15 protein-coding genes are annotated in these 15,002 nt (G+C 65.2%); 9 read left to right on the forward strand and 6 right to left on the reverse strand.

The genetic code is table 11. The annotated features are described in order from the left end of the window. The first annotated feature begins 15 nt into the window (after window positions 1-15). Together Q1A36_RS19205 and trmB are read left to right on the forward strand one after the other, a co-directional pair. Complete coding sequence (locus tag Q1A36_RS19205) at window positions 16-330, forward strand: hypothetical protein (RefSeq protein ID WP_299847435.1); 315 nt, start codon at window positions 16-18, stop codon at window positions 328-330. Window positions 331-377: 47 nt separating this feature from the next. Next, entirely contained in the window at window positions 378-1,094 is a 717-nt protein-coding gene (gene trmB, locus Q1A36_RS19210) for a tRNA (guanosine(46)-N7)-methyltransferase TrmB (RefSeq protein ID WP_299847437.1), read from the forward strand. Between the two features lie 12 nt (window positions 1,095-1,106). Here the strand turns inward: trmB and glmS are convergent, their stop codons facing one another. Beyond that, window positions 1,107-2,924, reverse strand: coding sequence for a glutamine--fructose-6-phosphate transaminase (isomerizing) (glmS, locus tag Q1A36_RS19215; RefSeq protein ID WP_299847439.1), 1,818 nt, complete (start codon window positions 2,922-2,924; stop codon window positions 1,107-1,109). A gap of 1 nt (window position 2,925) precedes the next feature. After that, entirely contained in the window at window positions 2,926-4,269 is a 1,344-nt protein-coding gene (gene glmU, locus Q1A36_RS19220) for a bifunctional UDP-N-acetylglucosamine diphosphorylase/glucosamine-1-phosphate N-acetyltransferase GlmU (RefSeq protein WP_299847441.1), read from the reverse strand. 104 nt (window positions 4,270-4,373) lie between these two features. On the opposite strand from glmU, the gene Q1A36_RS19225 reads away from it, so the two are divergent. Then, window positions 4,374-5,048, forward strand: coding sequence for an HAD hydrolase-like protein (locus Q1A36_RS19225; RefSeq protein WP_299847443.1), 675 nt, complete (start codon window positions 4,374-4,376; stop codon window positions 5,046-5,048). Here Q1A36_RS19225 and Q1A36_RS19230 read toward each other — a convergent pair. The 3 genes from Q1A36_RS19230 to Q1A36_RS19240 form a co-directional block, all read right to left on the reverse strand. Continuing rightward, on the reverse strand, window positions 5,045-5,968 hold the full coding sequence (locus tag Q1A36_RS19230) for an NAD(P)/FAD-dependent oxidoreductase (RefSeq protein ID WP_299847445.1): 924 nt from the start codon (window positions 5,966-5,968) through the stop codon (window positions 5,045-5,047). The two genes, Q1A36_RS19225 and Q1A36_RS19230, sit on opposite strands and share 4 nt — an antisense overlap. Before the next feature lie 96 nt (window positions 5,969-6,064). After that, window positions 6,065-6,550 (reverse strand): bacterioferritin, encoded by a 486-nt coding sequence (gene bfr / locus Q1A36_RS19235; RefSeq protein WP_299847447.1) that lies wholly within the window; start codon window positions 6,548-6,550, stop codon window positions 6,065-6,067. Beyond that, complete coding sequence (locus tag Q1A36_RS19240; RefSeq protein ID WP_299847449.1) at window positions 6,498-6,791, reverse strand: bacterioferritin-associated ferredoxin; 294 nt, start codon at window positions 6,789-6,791, stop codon at window positions 6,498-6,500. The genes bfr and Q1A36_RS19240 overlap by 53 nt, the downstream gene beginning before the upstream one ends. A gap of 132 nt (window positions 6,792-6,923) precedes the next feature. Between Q1A36_RS19240 and queA the strand changes: the two genes are divergently transcribed. From queA to lpdA, 5 genes are all read left to right on the forward strand, one after another. Beyond that, complete coding sequence (gene queA, locus Q1A36_RS19245) at window positions 6,924-7,970, forward strand: tRNA preQ1(34) S-adenosylmethionine ribosyltransferase-isomerase QueA (protein ID WP_299847451.1); 1,047 nt, start codon at window positions 6,924-6,926, stop codon at window positions 7,968-7,970. 86 nt (window positions 7,971-8,056) lie between these two features. After that, window positions 8,057-9,355: an MFS transporter gene (locus tag Q1A36_RS19250; protein WP_299847453.1), complete on the forward strand. Its 1,299-nt coding sequence runs from the start codon at window positions 8,057-8,059 to the stop codon at window positions 9,353-9,355. Window positions 9,356-9,432: 77 nt separating this feature from the next. Next, complete coding sequence (locus Q1A36_RS19255; protein WP_299847455.1) at window positions 9,433-10,557, forward strand: hypothetical protein; 1,125 nt, start codon at window positions 9,433-9,435, stop codon at window positions 10,555-10,557. Between the two features lie 65 nt (window positions 10,558-10,622). After that, on the forward strand, window positions 10,623-11,198 hold the full coding sequence (locus Q1A36_RS19260; protein WP_299847457.1) for a DUF924 family protein: 576 nt from the start codon (window positions 10,623-10,625) through the stop codon (window positions 11,196-11,198). Between the two features lie 49 nt (window positions 11,199-11,247). Further along, window positions 11,248-12,642, forward strand: a complete 1,395-nt coding sequence (lpdA, locus tag Q1A36_RS19265; RefSeq protein WP_299847491.1) for a dihydrolipoyl dehydrogenase — start codon at window positions 11,248-11,250, stop codon at window positions 12,640-12,642. Window positions 12,643-12,751: 109 nt separating this feature from the next. Here lpdA and Q1A36_RS19270 read toward each other — a convergent pair whose 3' ends face one another. After that, on the reverse strand, window positions 12,752-13,717 hold the full coding sequence (locus Q1A36_RS19270) for a LysR substrate-binding domain-containing protein (protein ID WP_299847459.1): 966 nt from the start codon (window positions 13,715-13,717) through the stop codon (window positions 12,752-12,754). Window positions 13,718-13,894: 177 nt separating this feature from the next. On the opposite strand from Q1A36_RS19270, the gene chvE reads away from it, so the two are divergent. Further along, window positions 13,895-14,956, forward strand: coding sequence for a multiple monosaccharide ABC transporter substrate-binding protein (gene chvE / locus Q1A36_RS19275; protein WP_299847461.1), 1,062 nt, complete (start codon window positions 13,895-13,897; stop codon window positions 14,954-14,956). Window positions 14,957-15,002 lie beyond the last annotated feature (46 nt).

Consider the following 15,002-nt stretch of genomic DNA (forward strand, 5'->3'; position numbering starts at 1 on the left):
TGGGGAAAGGTTCACATGGCTCAATTCTCAGTGGAAATTACCCGCCTATCCGGCTCACTTCTGGGTGGAAATCAACAGGCCATGGCGCTTCTGCTGGTGGCGGCGCTTGCCGTCACCCTGCTTTGCGCGCGGCTGCTGCGGCTGCCCGGCGAATCTCTGGTCAGCCTGTGCCTGTCGGTGCTGATCCCGGTCGCGGCGGTGCCGATGGCGCTGGGGCTGATGGCGGGTGCGCCAAGTGTTGCCTTTGCCGGTGCCGCTTATGCGGTCTTGGGCTATCTGCTGGCCTTCCTGCTTATCGGTGCGCGTCTGCGCCGTGCCCGCCGACGCTGATCCCAGCCCCTTGACCCCGGCACGGCGTCGGGGCAAAGCGCAGCCCCATGAGCGATGAACCCAAATCCGGCTTTGATCCGAACCCGCCCCGGCGCAACTTCTATGGCCGCCGGCATGGCAAGACCCTGCGGCAAAGCCAGAAGGGCTATCTCAGCGAGGACCTGGGCGAGTTGCGCCCGCGCGGCATCACCGTTCAGGACAATCCCGAGCGCAACCGCATCGACCCGGCCGCGATCTTTGGCGATGACCGGCCGCTCTGGCTGGAGGTCGGCTTTGGCGGTGGCGAGCATATGGTCCACATGGCGGCGACCTATCCGGACATTGGCATCATCGGCTGCGAGCCCTTCATCAATGGCGTTGCCATGCTGTTGGGCAAGATCCGTGCCGCAGGGGTGGAGAATGTCAGCGTCCATCCCGGCGATGCGCGCGACCTGATGGATGTTTTGCCCGATGCCAGCATCGAGCGCGCCTTCCTGATGTATCCCGACCCCTGGCCCAAGGCCCGCCATCACCGCCGCCGCTTTGTCACGCCCGAACACCTGATCCCGCTGGCCCGCGTCATGCGCCCCGGCGGCATCTTCCGCGTGGCGACCGACATCCCCGACTACGTCCGCCAGACGCTGGAAGAGGTGCCGGGCGCCGGCTTCGATCTGGTCAGCGAGACGCCCGAGGCCTGGGATGACTGGATCAGCACCCGCTATGAGCAGAAGGCCCTGCGCGAAGGCCGCGTGCCGCATTACGTGACGTTTCGGCGGCAGGAATAGGCGCCTCGCGCCTTACTCCACCGTCACCGATTTCGCCAGGTTCCTCGGCTGGTCGACATCCGTACCTTTCGCCACCGCCGTGTGATAGGCCAGATACTGCATCGGCACGGCATAGAGGATCGGTTCGAACATCCCGCCGCCCGTTGGCATGGTCAGCCCGGCGCGGATGCCGTCACCGGCCTCGGCGATGCCCTCGGCGTCCGAGATCAGCAGCACCTGCCCGTGGCGGGCCATGACCTCCTGCATGTTCGAGATGGTCTTCTCGAACAACGCATCGCGCGGCGCCACCACCACCACAGGCACGTTGCGGTCGATCAGGGCAATGGGGCCGTGCTTCAGCTCGCCCGAGGCATAACCCTCGGCATGGATGTAGCTCAGTTCCTTCAGCTTCAGTGCGCCCTCCAGCGCCACGGGATAGAGCGCACCACGGCCGAGATAGAGAACGTCCTGCGCCTCGGCCAGCCAGTCGGCCAGCGCCCGGCAATCATCGCTGACTGCCAGCGCCTGGTTGAGCAGGCCGGGGATGGCGCGCAGATCCTCGATATGGCGCGCGGCTTCGGCCTCGCTCAGTCGTCCGCGATCCTGCGCAGCCTTGATCGCCAGCACGGCCAGCACCGCCAATTGGCAGGTGAAGGCTTTCGACGAGGCAACGCAGACCTCGATCCCGGCCAGCGTCGGCAAGGCGATATCGGTCTCGCGCGCGATGGCCGAGGTGCCCACATTCACCACGCCGACGGTCTTGGCGACCTTGTCCTGGGCATAATGCAGCGCCGCCAGCGTGTCGGCGGTTTCGCCCGACTGGCTGATGAAGATGCCCCAGCTTTTCTCGGACAGGGGCGGCTCGCGGTAGCGGAATTCCGAGGCCACATCCAGATCGCAGGGCAGGCCGGCCAGCCGCTCGAACCAGTATTTCGCCACGTAGCCCGCGAGGAAGGCGGTGCCGCAGCCAACAAGCGTCAGCCGGTCGACGCCGCGGAAATCCAGCGCCTCGGGCAGCACGATCCGGCCGTTCTTGATGTAATGGTTCAGCACATCGCCCAGCACGGCGGGCTGTTCGGCGATCTCCTTGGCCATGAAATGGCGATAACCGCCCTTGTCGATGGCGGTCGCGCCGACATCGATGCGGGACATGTCGCGATTGGCGCGGCGGCCCTCGGCATCGAAGATCTCGACCCCGCCGCGGTTCAGCACCGCATGATCGCCATCCTCGAGATAGGTGATCTTGTCGGTAAAGGGCGACAGCGCCACGGCGTCGGACCCCACGAACATCTCGCCCTCGCCATGGCCGATGGCCAGCGGGCTACCCTTGCGCGCGGCGACCATCAGGTCGCCCTCGCCCTCGAAGAGGAAGGCCAGGGCAAAGGCACCGTGAAGCCGCGCCAGCGTGGCGCGGGCGGCCTCGACCGGGTCCATGCCGCGCGTCATGTGCAGCGCCGTCAGCAGGGCCACGGTCTCGGTATCGGTCTCGGATTCCGGGCGGATGCCGGCGGCGATCAGTTCTTCGCGCAACTCGCGGAAATTCTCGATGATGCCGTTATGGACCACGGCGACGGGACCGTATTTGTGCGGATGGGCGTTCGCTTCGGTCGCGGCGCCATGGGTGGCCCACCGGGTATGCCCGATGCCGGAATGGCCGGGCAGGGGGGCATGAACCAGCCGGTCGCTCAGGTTGATCAGCTTGCCCACGGCGCGGCGGCGGTCCAGCCGGCCAGAGGCGTCGACGGTGGCGATGCCGGCGCTGTCATAGCCGCGATATTCCAGCCGCTTCAGCGCCTCGACCAGCTGCGGGCCGACCTCGTGGCTGCCCAGAATTCCGATGATCCCGCACATCTCAGCGTGCCTCCTTCTTCTTCCGAAGCGCAGCCATCAACCGCGTGGCAAGGCCCGGCTTGTTCGATTGCGGTGCCCGGCTGATCGCCAGCGCCTCATCCGGCACGTCCTGAGTGATGACGCTGCCCGAGCCGGTCATCGCCCGCGCGCCGACGCGTACCGGCGCGACCAGCATGGTGTCGCTGCCGATGAAGGCATTGGCGCCGATCTCGGTCCGGTGCTTCATCACGCCGTCATAATTGCAGGTCACGGTGCCGGCCCCGATATTGGCGAATTCGCCGACATGGGCATCGCCCAGATAGGTCAGGTGGCCGACCTTCACACCCTCATCCAGAACCGAGTTCTTGATCTCGACGAAATTTCCCACGTGCACATCGCCGCCCAGTTCCGCACCCGGACGCAGCCGGGCAAAGGGGCCGACGGTCGCGCCCGTGGCGATATGGCAGCCCTCGAGATGGCAGAAGGGCAGGATTTCCGCCCCGCTCTCGATGGTCACGCCGGGGCCGAAAACCACGTTCTGGCCGATGATCGCATCGCGGCCGATGGCGGTGTCCAGCGCGAACCAGACGGTTGCCGGATCGCTGAGGGTGACGCCGTTCTCCAGCGCCCCGGCACGGGCACGGGCCTGGAAGGCGGCCTCGGCAGCGGCCAGTTCCGCCCGGGTGTTGATGCCAAGCGTCTCGGATTCGTCGCAGGTGACCACATCGGCGCGATGACCGGCAGCACGGGCCAGTTCGACCAGGTCGGTCAGGTAATATTCACCGGCAGCGTTGTCCCGGCCCAGCTTGCCGATCAACTGGCGCAGGAGCCCCGCATCCAGCGCCATGACCCCGGAATTGACCAGCGCGATGGCGCGCGTGGCCTCGTCGGCATCCTTGAACTCGACGATCCGTTGCAACCCGTGGTCGGTCACGACCAGCCGGCCATAGCGCCCCGGATCGGCCGCCTCGAAGCCCAGCACGACCAGATCGGTCCGGCTTTCCGCCAGCTTGGCCAGGGTCTCGGGGCTTATGAAGGGGGTGTCGCCGTAAAGTACGATCACCTTGCCCTCGAAGCCTTCCAGCGCCGGCATGGCCTGCTGCACCGCATGGCCGGTGCCCAGCTGTTCGGCTTGCAGCGCGATGACCGCCTCGGGCTCCAGCTTGGCCACCGTCTTCTTCACCAGGTCCGCGCCATGCCCGGCAACCACCACCACACGCTCGGGCTCGAGGCTGCTGCCTGCGGCCAGCGCATGTCCAACCAGCGGCACGCCGCCAAGACGGTGCATGACCTTGGGCAGATCCGATTGCATCCGGCTGCCCTGTCCGGCAGCCAGAACGATCAGCGCGACGGGTTTTTGCGTCATGGCGTGCCTGTGCGTTTGTCTTTCCTTGCGTCGCGTTCTAACCAAGCCCCGCAACAGGCGAAAGTCCCTGCCCGTTCAAACATCTTTGCGAAAGGTTTCAAGACATGGCGGGAACGGTTGTTTTCGATCTGGATGGCACGCTGGCCGATACCTCTGCCGATCTCATCGCTGCCGCGAATGCCTGCTTTCAGGCGCGGGGCCTGGGCGATCTCTTGGACCCCATCGCCGATCAGCTGATCGCCTTCCATGGCGGACGGGCGATGCTGCGCGCCGGCTATGCGCGGATGCCCGCCGACCGGCTTCTGCCGCCGGGCGCGGAGGAACAGGATTATCCGCTGCTGCTTGAGCACTATGCCGCGAACATCGCCTGCCACACGCGGCTTTATCCCGGCGTCGAGCCGGCGCTGGAGGCGCTGAAAGGGCAGGGCCATCTCCTCGCCGTCTGCACCAACAAGCCGCAGGGACTGGCTGAGGCACTGCTGCGAGAACTGGGCGTGCGCGAGACCTTCGCCAGCCTGATCGGCGCCGATACGCTGCCGGTGCGCAAACCCGATCCGCGCCCCTATCGCGCCGCAGTCGAGGCGGCGGGGGGCGAGATCAGTGCCTCGTTCCTGCTGGGCGATACCGAGACCGACCGCAAGACGGCGCAGGCCGCCGGGGTGAGGGTGGCGCTGGTCAGCTTTGGCCCCGAGGGTCCGGGCATCGACCGGCTTCGCCCGGATGCGCTGCTTCATCATTTCGATGACCTTCCGGCGCTGGCGCAGGTCTGGCTGGGTTAAGCCTTAAGCACCAGCCCGTCAGCCTTGCGCAGGTCGTTGTGGATCGCCACCGCCGCCAGAGCTCCTGTGCCCATGGCGACGCTGATCTGGTCCAGCCCTTCGACGGCATCACCGGCGGCATAGACGCCCGCGACCGTGGTGCGCTGCTGGCTGTCGGTGGCGAAGCACTGGCCATCGACCAGGTCGGTGCCAAGCTGCTTGCCCAGATCATTGCGGGTATGCGAGCCCAAGCCAACATACAAAGTGTCGACTTGGTGCCGGCAGCCGTCCTCGAGGGTCAGGATCACCCCGTCGCCGCTCAGGTCGAAGGCCCGGACCGGCACGGCCAGGGTCTCGATCGAGGCCGCCTCGACCTCACGCTGCTGCGCCTCGCTCCATTCGGGGGCGGCCTGAGGAAAAACCACAACATCCGTGCTGAAGTTCAGCATGAACATCGCTTCGGCCAGCGCGTGACGGTCATTTCCCAGAACGCCGATCCGCTTGCCGCTCTGCTCGAAGGCGTCGCAAATGGGGCAATAGCGCAATAATCCGCGCCGAACGGCATCGTCATGGATGTCGGCGGGCAGACCCGGACGGTGGTTGAAAACGCCTGTCGCCAACAGGATCGTGCGCGCGGTGAATCTGCCAAGGCTGGTCTCTGCGGCGAAGCCCACTTCGGTCCGGGTCAGTCCGGTCACGTCGCCCTGCCGCAGATCGGCAGCATAGGCGCGGGCCTGTTCCTGCATCGCGGCCAGCAATTCACGGCCCGGCACGCCGTCAGGATAGCCTGAATGATTGTGGCTGATCGGGATCATCGACAAACGGCCCTCGTCCTTGTCGATCAGCAGGCAGCGCCGGTTGAAGCGGCCCAGATAGATCGCGGCGGTCAGACCCGCAGGCCCGCCGCCGACAATCAGGCAATCCAGTATCTTGTCTGTCATCTCGGCCCCGCGCTTGTCCAGAACGGGTTAACGCGGGGCGGGGTCAGTTTGTTTCAGCGCAGCATTGTTTAAGCGCCGTTTTATCTCGGGCGCAGATCACTCGGCCTCGTTCGCCGGCTTGGCGTTCAGGAGGCCATAGCGTTCGGCACCGATGGTGTCATGCAGCTGGATCTGGGTCTCGAGGAAGTCGATATGGCCTTCCTCGTCGCCGATCAGATCCTCGAACAGCGCCTTGCTGACATAATCGCCGACCTTCTCGCAATGATCGCGCGCCTCGATGTAGAGGGTGCGGGCATCGTGTTCCCCGGCCAGATCGGCCTCGAGCGTTTCCTTGAGGTTCTGGCCGATGCGCAGCGGGTCGAGTTTCTGCAGGTTCGGATGGCCCTCGAGGAAGATGATCCGCTGGATCAGCCGGTCGGCGTGGTTCATTTCCTCGATCGATTCGGCGCGGGACTTGTCGGCGATACGACCGTAACCCCAATCCTCCTGCAGCCGGTAATGCAGCCAGTACTGGCTGACCGCAGTCAGTTCAGACCGTAGCGCGGCGTTGAGATAGTCGATAACCTTTGCGTCGCCCTTCATCTGGCGTCCCTCCGCTGGTGATAGCACGTCCCCGCAGGATCGGCGGGGCTACGCCAAAGCTATCGCAATGACGCATGGTGTCCAGCAAGAGTGGCATGCAACCGCCACAATCGGCACGTTTTCCAAGGGCGTGATAGACCTTGCCCGGCGTGATGATGGTGTCGGGGTCCGAGGCGCGCATCCAGTCGACCGCGTTGCGGATGTCGTTGTCGGTGATTCCGGTGCAGTGACAGACGATCATGGCGGGCTCCTGTTGCTGTGAGACTTAGCGTATTTGTCAGGAAAGTAAAGACCAACCCATTCTGTAGGTATTAAACCAGACCTCGCGCGTCAGGCTTGACGGGGCAGGGCGGGCGGCGCAGAAGCGCGTGCCATGAAACTCAGCGATTTCGATTTCGACCTGCCCGAGGGGCTGATCGCCACCAGACCCGCCCGCCCGCGTTCCTCGGCGCGGCTGCTTCTGGCCGAGGGCGGGATGATCTCTGACCGCCATGTCTTTGATCTGCCAAGCATCCTGCGGCCCGGCGATCTTCTGGTGCTGAACGACACCAAGGTCATTCCCGCCCGCCTGACCGGCAGCCGCTCGCGCCAAACCGCGCAGGGAGAGGTCACGGCGAAGATCGAGATCACCCTGCTGGAGCCTGCCGCCGATGGCTGGCGCGCGCTGGCGAAACCCCTGCGCAAGCTGCGCGCGGGCGAGGTGATCCGCTTTGGCGCGGCGCTGACAGCCGAGGTGGCCGAGATCGGCGAGGCGGAATTGCGGCTGCGATTCGATGCCACGGGCGACGCCTTCGACGCCGCCCTGCAACAGGTCGGCGCCATGCCGCTGCCGCCCTATATCGCCGCGCAGCGCGCGCCCGATGCGCAGGACCATCAGGATTACCAGACGGTCTGGGCCGCGCGGCAGGGCGCCGTGGCCGCCCCCACCGCCAGCCTGCATTTCGATGACGCCTTGCTGAAGGCACTGGAAGCACGCGGCGTCAGCTTTACCCATGTCACCCTGCATGTCGGCGCCGGCACCTTCCTGCCGGTGAAGGTCGAGGATGTGACCACCCACCGGATGCACGCCGAATGGGGCGAGGTCAGCCCCGAAGCCGCCGCCGCCATCACTGCCGCCAAGGCCGAGGGAAGGCGGGTGATCCCGGTCGGCACGACCGCGCTGCGGCTGATCGAATCCGCCGCCGTCGCCGATGGAAAGGTCGAGCCGTTTCGCCAGACCACCGACATCTTCATCTATCCCGGTCATCACTTCCGGGTGACTGACGGGCTGATGACCAATTTCCATCTGCCGAAATCGACCCTGCTGATGCTGGTCTCGGCCCTGATGGGGGCGGAAAAGATCAAGGAAATCTATGCCCATGCCGTTGATGAACGGTACAGGTTCTTCAGCTATGGTGACGCGTCGCTGCTGATTCCCTAGGGTCGCTTTCAGGCTGGCACCAAGCCTCGGGCGGGTCTAGGGCAGAGGCGTTGACCCATCTGACCTTCGACTGACGGAATCGCGACATGGCATCGGTGATGCGCTCTACCTGGCCCCTGCTTCTGGGGATGCTTCTGCTTATGGTCGGAAACGGCATGCAGGGCACGCTTCTGGGTATTCGCGGCGGCATCGAGGGCATCCCGACTTTCGAGATGTCGGTGGTCATCGCGGCCTATTATGTCGGCTTCCTTCTGGGCAGCCTGATGGTGCCCGACATGATCAAGAATGTCGGCCATGTCCGGGTCTTTGCCGCGCTGGGGTCCACCATTTCGGCGATCCTCGTCCTCTACGCGCTGGCGCCGCAATGGATGGTCTGGTCGGTCCTGCGCTTTGCCATCGGTTTCTGCTTCTGCGGCGTCTATGTCACCGCCGAAAGCTGGCTGAACGCCGGTTCGACGAACGAGAACCGCGGCCGGGCGCTGTCGGCCTACATGATCATGCAGATGCTGGGCATCGTGATCGCGCAGGGCTTGCTGAACTTCGGCGATCCGTCCGGCTTCCTCTTGTTCGCGCTGCCCTCGATCCTCGTGTCGCTGGCCTTCATGCCGATCCTTCTATCGACGCAGCCGGCACCGAAATTCGAGACCATCCAGCGCATGTCCTTCGCCCGGCTCTACCGTGCCTCGCCGCTTGGCTGCGTCGGCATCTTCCTGATGGGCGGAGTCTTCTCGGCGCTGTCGGGCATGGCCTCGGTCTGGGGCAGCGCCAAGGGACTGTCGGTGGCCGAGATCGCCTCTTTCGTGGCGGCGATCTATGTCGGCGGGCTGGCGTTGCAATATCCGATCGGCTGGATCTCGGACCGCACGGATCGTCGCAAGCTGGTGCTGCTCATGTCGGCCATCGGCGCGCTGGTGACGCTGCTGACCGTGATCCTGCAGCCTAGTTTTGTCGGGCTGATGGTGGTCGGCGCGATCATGGGGGGGCTTGCCAACCCGATCTATGCGCTGCTTCTGGCCTATACCAACGATTACCTCGACCAGGCCGACATGGCCGCCGCCTCGGCGGGCCTTCTGTTCATCTATGGCATCGGCTCGATGGGCGGACCGGTCATCACCGGTTGGATGATGGGGCTGGTCGGGCCGGATGGCTACTGGATCTACATGGGCGTCCTGCTGGCGCTGCTGGCGATCTATGGCGGCTGGCGGATGACCCGCCGCCGTGCGCTGAAGCCGGCCGAGCAGGGCAATTTTGCCGTCATCGCCCCGAACGCCACCGGCCTTGCGGTCGAAGCGGCGCTGGACGAGGCGCAATCCTCGGGCGACGAGGCCGCGCCCGGGGCCGTGTTCGACGACTCTGCCCAAACGGCAAGGGATCTGCGGGACTGATCCCGGCTTGGTTGCCTGAGACACCGGCCCGCCCTATTCTCGCCTCGAAGCGTGCCTGAACAAAGGGGACTGCGGCCGTGCTGGAGCGGATAAACCGTCGCCTGAGATGGGAATGGTCGCGCGCCGCGCTGTGGCTGAACGATCACCCGCGCCGGGTCTGGCATGACCGCTTTGCCGCCGCCCGTCTGGTGCCGCTGGCAGGCGAGGCCGCCGCCTCTGATCGCGTCGCGATTCTGGCGATTTATCCCAAAGCCGGCATCCGCCTGCCGCATCTGCGCAGCCTGCGGCAATTGCAGGCGCGGGGCTATGCGGTGTTTCTGGTCTCGAACCTGCCGCTGTCGGTCGAGGATCTGGCGCTGGTCCGGCCGCATGTCTGGCTCTACGCCACCCGGCCGAATTTCGGCTATGACATCGGTGCCTATCGCGCCGCGATCCGGCATCTGGCGGCAGGCCCCGGCGGGCTCGGTGGGCTGAAACGGCTGGTGCTGACCAATGACTCGATCTGGTGGCCCATTGGCGATGGCTCCGACTGGCTGGCAGTGGCTGACGGGATGGAGGCCGGCGCGGCCGGGCAGGGCGCGACCGCCCCCGAACTGATCGGCGCCTTCACCAATCTGGGCATCACCGCTGCGCCCATCGGCACGCCGCAGGACTGGACCCAGAATGCGGGCAATCCCCAGTTCCACTATTGCTCGTTCGCGCTGTCCTTCGGGCCGGGTCTGCTGGCCGATCCCGGATTTCTGGCTTTCTGGCAGGGGCTGCGCCTCACCGACCGCAAGGTCGAGATGGTCGAGCGCGGCGAGGTGGCGCTGACCCAATGGGCGCTGTCACGCGGCCACAGTCATGCCGGCACCTGGGATATATCCGGCCTGCCGCAGCGCCTCGCCGCGCTGGACGAGCCGGCGCTGAGGCAACTGCTGGCCGAACTGATCATCCCCGAGGATGCCCCGCTGCGCGCCCTCCGTCGCGCAATCCTGGACCATCCGGACCGCCTGAGGGGCAAGGCTGATCTGATCAACGCGCTTCTGGGTTTCATCGCCGCGACCGGTCCGGCTTACGCCCTGCCGGCGCTGATCGCCGGCGAGCCGGGAGCGGGGCTCATAAAGGTCTCACCGCTGCGGCTCGACCCCGAAGGCCGCGCCGCCACCCTTCGGGCACTGGCCGAAGACGCCGAGTTGCGGCATGAAGCCGATGCGATCTGACCCCGCTTGTGTGCGCTAACAGGTTCTGCAATCATCGGTCGACAACCAGATCGCGAGGAGGCCGCATGACCAGTCCCGACGAGATCAACCGCTTCTGGCTGGATGAGGTCGGCCCGGACGGCTGGTACCTTCAGGATGACGCCCTCGACCAGACCATCCGCGACCGCTTCCTGACCACCTGGGAACGCGCCGACGCGCTGGCGCCGGACTGGTGCGACACGCCCGAAGGCGCGCTGGCCCTGCTGATCCTGACCGACCAGTTCCCGCGCAACATGTTCCGCGGCGATGCCCGCAGCTTTGCCACCGATGCGCTGGCCCGCCAGATCGCCGACGCTGCCATCGCCCGCAGCTTCGACCTCGCCACACCCGAGCCGCAGCGGCAGTTCTTCTACATGCCCTTCGAGCATTCCGAGCATCTGCCCGACCAGGAACGCTGCATCGAACTGTTCCGCCAGCGCATGCCCGGTGAGAGCCTGATGCATGCCAACCTGCACCGCGACACAATCGCAACCTTCGGGCGCTTTCCATGGCGGAATGATGCGCTGGGGCGCGATCATACGGAAGAAGAGGAAAAGGTCATGTCTGCCGGCGGCTATGGCGCGCTGAGCAGCGGAAAGCTGTCGCTTGCTGACCTTGGGTAAATTGTTTAACGCTGAACTACTTTTTGGATGACCGTCAGACGGGGAAGAGATCATGGCGCAGAACTTTGATGTGGTGGTGATTGGGGCAGGCCCCGGCGGTTATGTCGCGGCGATCCGTGCGGCGCAGCTGGGCCTCAAGGTTGCCTGCGTGGAGCGCGAGCATCTGGGCGGCATCTGCCTCAACTGGGGCTGCATCCCGACCAAGGCGCTGCTGCGCAGCGCCGAGGTCTTTCACCTGATGGAGCGCGCCAAGGATTTCGGCCTGACCGCCGACAAGATCGGCTATGACCTCGAGAAGGTCGTCGCCCGCTCGCGCGGCATCGCCAAGCAGCTGTCGGGCGGCATCGGCCACCTGTTCAAGAAGAACAAGGTCACGCCGATCATGGGCGAGGCCAAGCTGGTCGCCCCCGGCAAGATCACCGTCAAGACTGACAAGGGCATGGAAGAGATCACCGCCAAGAACATCATCATCGCCACCGGCGCCCGCGCGCGCGAACTGCCGGGTCTGGAACCCGATGGCAAGCGCGTATGGAACTACAAGTCCGCGCTGGTCCCGCCGCACATGCCCAAGAAACTGCTGGTCATCGGCTCGGGCGCCATCGGCATCGAATTCGCCAGCTTCTTCAACACGCTTGGCGCTGATACCACGGTGGTCGAGGTGATGGACCGGGTGCTGCCGGTCGAGGATGCCGAGATCTCGACCTTCGCCAAGAAGGCCTTCGTCAAGCAGGGCATGAAGATCATGGAGAAGGCGACGGTCAAGTCGCTGGACCGCAAGGCCGACAAGGTCATCGCCACCATCGAATCGGGCGGAAAATCCGAACAGATGGAGTTCGACACGGTGATTTCAGCTGTCGGCATCGTCGGCAATGTCGAGAATCTCGGCCTCGAGGATGTCGGCGTGAAGGTCGACCGCACCCATATCGTCACCGACGAATATTGCCGCACCGGCGTCCCGGGCCTCTATGCCATCGGCGACGTGGCCGGCGCGCCCTGGCTGGCGCACAAGGCCAGCCATGAGGGTGTGATGGTGGCCGAGCTGATCGCCGGCGGCCATCCCCACCCGATCAAGCCGGGCAGCATCGCCGCCTGCACCTATTGCAACCCGCAGGTGGCCTCGGTTGGCCTGACGGAGGCGAAAGCCAAGGAACTGGGCCACGAGGTCAAGGTCGGCCGCTTCCCCTTCATCGGCAATGGCAAGGCCATCGCACTGGGTGAACCCGAGGGCCTGATCAAGACCGTATTCGACGCCAAGACCGGCGAGCTCTTGGGCGCCCACATGGTCGGCGCCGAAGTGACCGAGCTGATCCAGGGCTACATCGTCGGCCGCACGCTGGAAACCACCGAGGCGGAACTGATGGAAACCGTATTCCCGCACCCGACCTTGAGCGAGATGATGCATGAGGCGGTGCTGGACGCCTATGGGCGTGCGATCCACTTCTGAGCGGGGTTAGATGGGTGAGCCAGGGACCGGCCTCGGGAGGGGCCGGTTTTCCTATGTCCACGGCATCGCCTTCACCGGGACGGCGGCAGACAGCTGAAAAGGACCCATCCTAGCGCCCCATCCCTTGCGCAATGGTCTGCTCGAGGATGGCATGGACACGGGCGGAGGCGGGGGGCAGCACGTCATTGCGGCGCGTTACCAGCGAATAGGTCGAGACCAGCACATCCAGTTCGATCGGCAGGCTGGTGATCGAACTGCCAAGCCGCTGCGCCGCGCCAAAGAAATTCGCGGCCGAGCGGGCGAAGGGGGCGATCGAGTTTGTCTCGCCGACGATCGCCAGTGTCATCATCATCGACGAGGTATCGACGACCCGGTGGGGCAGGCCATAGCCATTTTCCAGCAGGAACAGCTCGAAGGTGCGGCGCATGAGGCCGCCGGGCGGCTGCAGCACCCAGTCATATTCGAGGCTATCGCTGATCCTGGGGTCGGGCTTGCGGGTCAGCGGATGGCCGCGCCGGGCGATCAGCACCAGCGGCTCGGCGGCAACCGGGGCCAGCGACAGCGCGCGGCCATCGACATTGCCGACATGGCGGCCCAGATAGAAATCGATCTCGCCCGCCAGCAGCCGTTCGGCCAGCACATCGCTGGTCTCGACCAGAATCGCCATCTCGATATCGGGATGGTGCAGCCGGGTCTGGCGCAATGTCGGCAGCACGATATCCAGCGCCGGCCCAGTCACCGAGCCGATCGAGACGCGCCCGCGAATGCCCCGGTCCATCTGCGCGATCTCGGATTGAGTCACATCCAGCTGATGCATCATCCGCTGCGCCTGCAGGGCCAGCGCCTCGCCCGCCCGGGTCAAGGCCACGCCGCGCGCATGGCGGGCGTAAAGCGGCGTGCCGACGATGCGTTCCAGATCGGCCAAGAGGCGCGAGGCGGCGGGCTGGGTGATGGCCAGTTGCGCCGCGGCGCTGCCGACCTGTCCGGTCTCGGCCAGCGCGGCGATCAGGCGCAGCTGATTCAGCTTAAGCCCCCGCCGGGCCAGCTGATCGCGTTCCGTCTGCGGCAATGGCATGGGCGGCCCCTTCAGCGCGCGCGAAGATATTCGCGAATTGGCATATCACAGCACAATATCATCATTATTCTGGCATGAAAGCCGGGCCTATAGTTCGCTGTGACGGCCGGAGCCTGCGAACCCGGTCGCAATCAGCGAAAGGCCGCGACAGGCGGTCATCCGGGAGGGAAGACGACGATGAAGACTTTGCGGAAACTTACCCTGGCGATGGTCTCGGTGCTGGCACTGGCGGCGCCGGGCTGGGCCGAGGGCATGGTGGGGATCTCGATGCCGACGAAATCCTCGGCGCGCTGGATCGATGATGGCAACAACATGGTCAAGCAGTTCGAGGAGGCGGGCTATACGACCGATCTGCAATATGCCGATGACGACATCCCGAACCAGCTGGCCCAGGTCGAGAACATGATCACCAAGGGTGTGAACGTTCTGGTGATCGCGGCCATCGACGGCACCACGCTGTCCAACGCGCTGGCCAATGCTCAGGCCGCCGGGATCAAGGTCATCGCCTATGACCGCCTGATCCGCGACACGCCGGATGTCGACTATTACGCCACCTTCGACAACTTCAAGGTGGGTGTCGAGCAGGCCAATACACTGGTCGCCGGCCTGAAAGAGCGTTTCCCGGATGTGAAGCCGTGGAATGTCGAACTGTTTGGCGGCAGCCCCGACGACAACAATGCCTATTTCTTCTATGATGGCGCCATGTCGGTCATCCAGCCGCTGATCGATGACGGCTCGGTCGTCATCGGCTCGGGCCAGATGGGCATGGATACGGTCGGCACGCTGCGGTGGGATGGCGCGGTGGCGCAGGCGCGGATGGATAACCTTTTGTCCGCGAATTACACCGACAAGCATGTGAACGGCGTGCTGTCGCCCTATGACGGGCTGTCGATCGGCATTCTCTCGTCGCTGAAGGGCGTGGGTTATGGCTCGGGCGACATGGTCATGCCCATCGTCACCGGGCAGGATGCCGAGGTGCAGTCGGTCAAGTCGATGCTGGCGGACGAGCAATATTCGACCATCTTCAAGGACACCCGCGAACTGGCCCGCGTCACCGTCGGCATGGTCGATGCCATGCTGAAGGGCGGCGAGCCCGAGGTCAACAATACCGAAACCTACAACAACGGCGTCAAGGTCGTGCCCTCCTATCTGCTGGAACCGGTTGCCGTGACCAAGGCCAATTGGGAAGAGGTGCTGATCGGCTCGGGCTATTACACCAAAGAGCAGGTCGAGAACTGATCGCCTGAACCTCGGGCGCGGGCGGGCGGCAGGTCTGCCCGCGCCC

Source organism: uncultured Paracoccus sp. (assembly GCF_947487305.1).
In the GTDB taxonomy this organism is placed as follows: domain Bacteria; phylum Pseudomonadota; class Alphaproteobacteria; order Rhodobacterales; family Rhodobacteraceae; genus Paracoccus.

Excerpts from the sequence above, each read along its gene's own strand:
- Q1A36_RS19205 (WP_299847435.1), top strand. The coding sequence starts at position 16 with ATGGCTCAATTCTCAGTGGAAATTACCCGCCTATCCGGCTCACTTCTG.
- trmB (WP_299847437.1), top strand. The coding sequence starts at position 378 with ATGAGCGATGAACCCAAATCCGGCTTTGATCCGAACCCGCCCCGGCGC.
- glmS (WP_299847439.1), bottom strand. The coding sequence starts at position 2,924 with ATGTGCGGGATCATCGGAATTCTGGGCAGCCACGAGGTCGGCCCGCAG.
- glmU (WP_299847441.1), bottom strand. The coding sequence starts at position 4,269 with ATGACGCAAAAACCCGTCGCGCTGATCGTTCTGGCTGCCGGACAGGGC.
- Q1A36_RS19225 (WP_299847443.1), top strand. The coding sequence starts at position 4,374 with ATGGCGGGAACGGTTGTTTTCGATCTGGATGGCACGCTGGCCGATACC.
- Q1A36_RS19230 (WP_299847445.1), bottom strand. The coding sequence starts at position 5,968 with ATGACAGACAAGATACTGGATTGCCTGATTGTCGGCGGCGGGCCTGCG.
- bfr (WP_299847447.1), bottom strand. The coding sequence starts at position 6,550 with ATGAAGGGCGACGCAAAGGTTATCGACTATCTCAACGCCGCGCTACGG.
- Q1A36_RS19240 (WP_299847449.1), bottom strand. The coding sequence starts at position 6,791 with ATGATCGTCTGTCACTGCACCGGAATCACCGACAACGACATCCGCAAC.
- queA (WP_299847451.1), top strand. The coding sequence starts at position 6,924 with ATGAAACTCAGCGATTTCGATTTCGACCTGCCCGAGGGGCTGATCGCC.
- Q1A36_RS19250 (WP_299847453.1), top strand. The coding sequence starts at position 8,057 with ATGGCATCGGTGATGCGCTCTACCTGGCCCCTGCTTCTGGGGATGCTT.
- Q1A36_RS19260 (WP_299847457.1), top strand. The coding sequence starts at position 10,623 with ATGACCAGTCCCGACGAGATCAACCGCTTCTGGCTGGATGAGGTCGGC.
- Q1A36_RS19270 (WP_299847459.1), bottom strand. The coding sequence starts at position 13,717 with ATGCCATTGCCGCAGACGGAACGCGATCAGCTGGCCCGGCGGGGGCTT.
- chvE (WP_299847461.1), top strand. The coding sequence starts at position 13,895 with ATGAAGACTTTGCGGAAACTTACCCTGGCGATGGTCTCGGTGCTGGCA.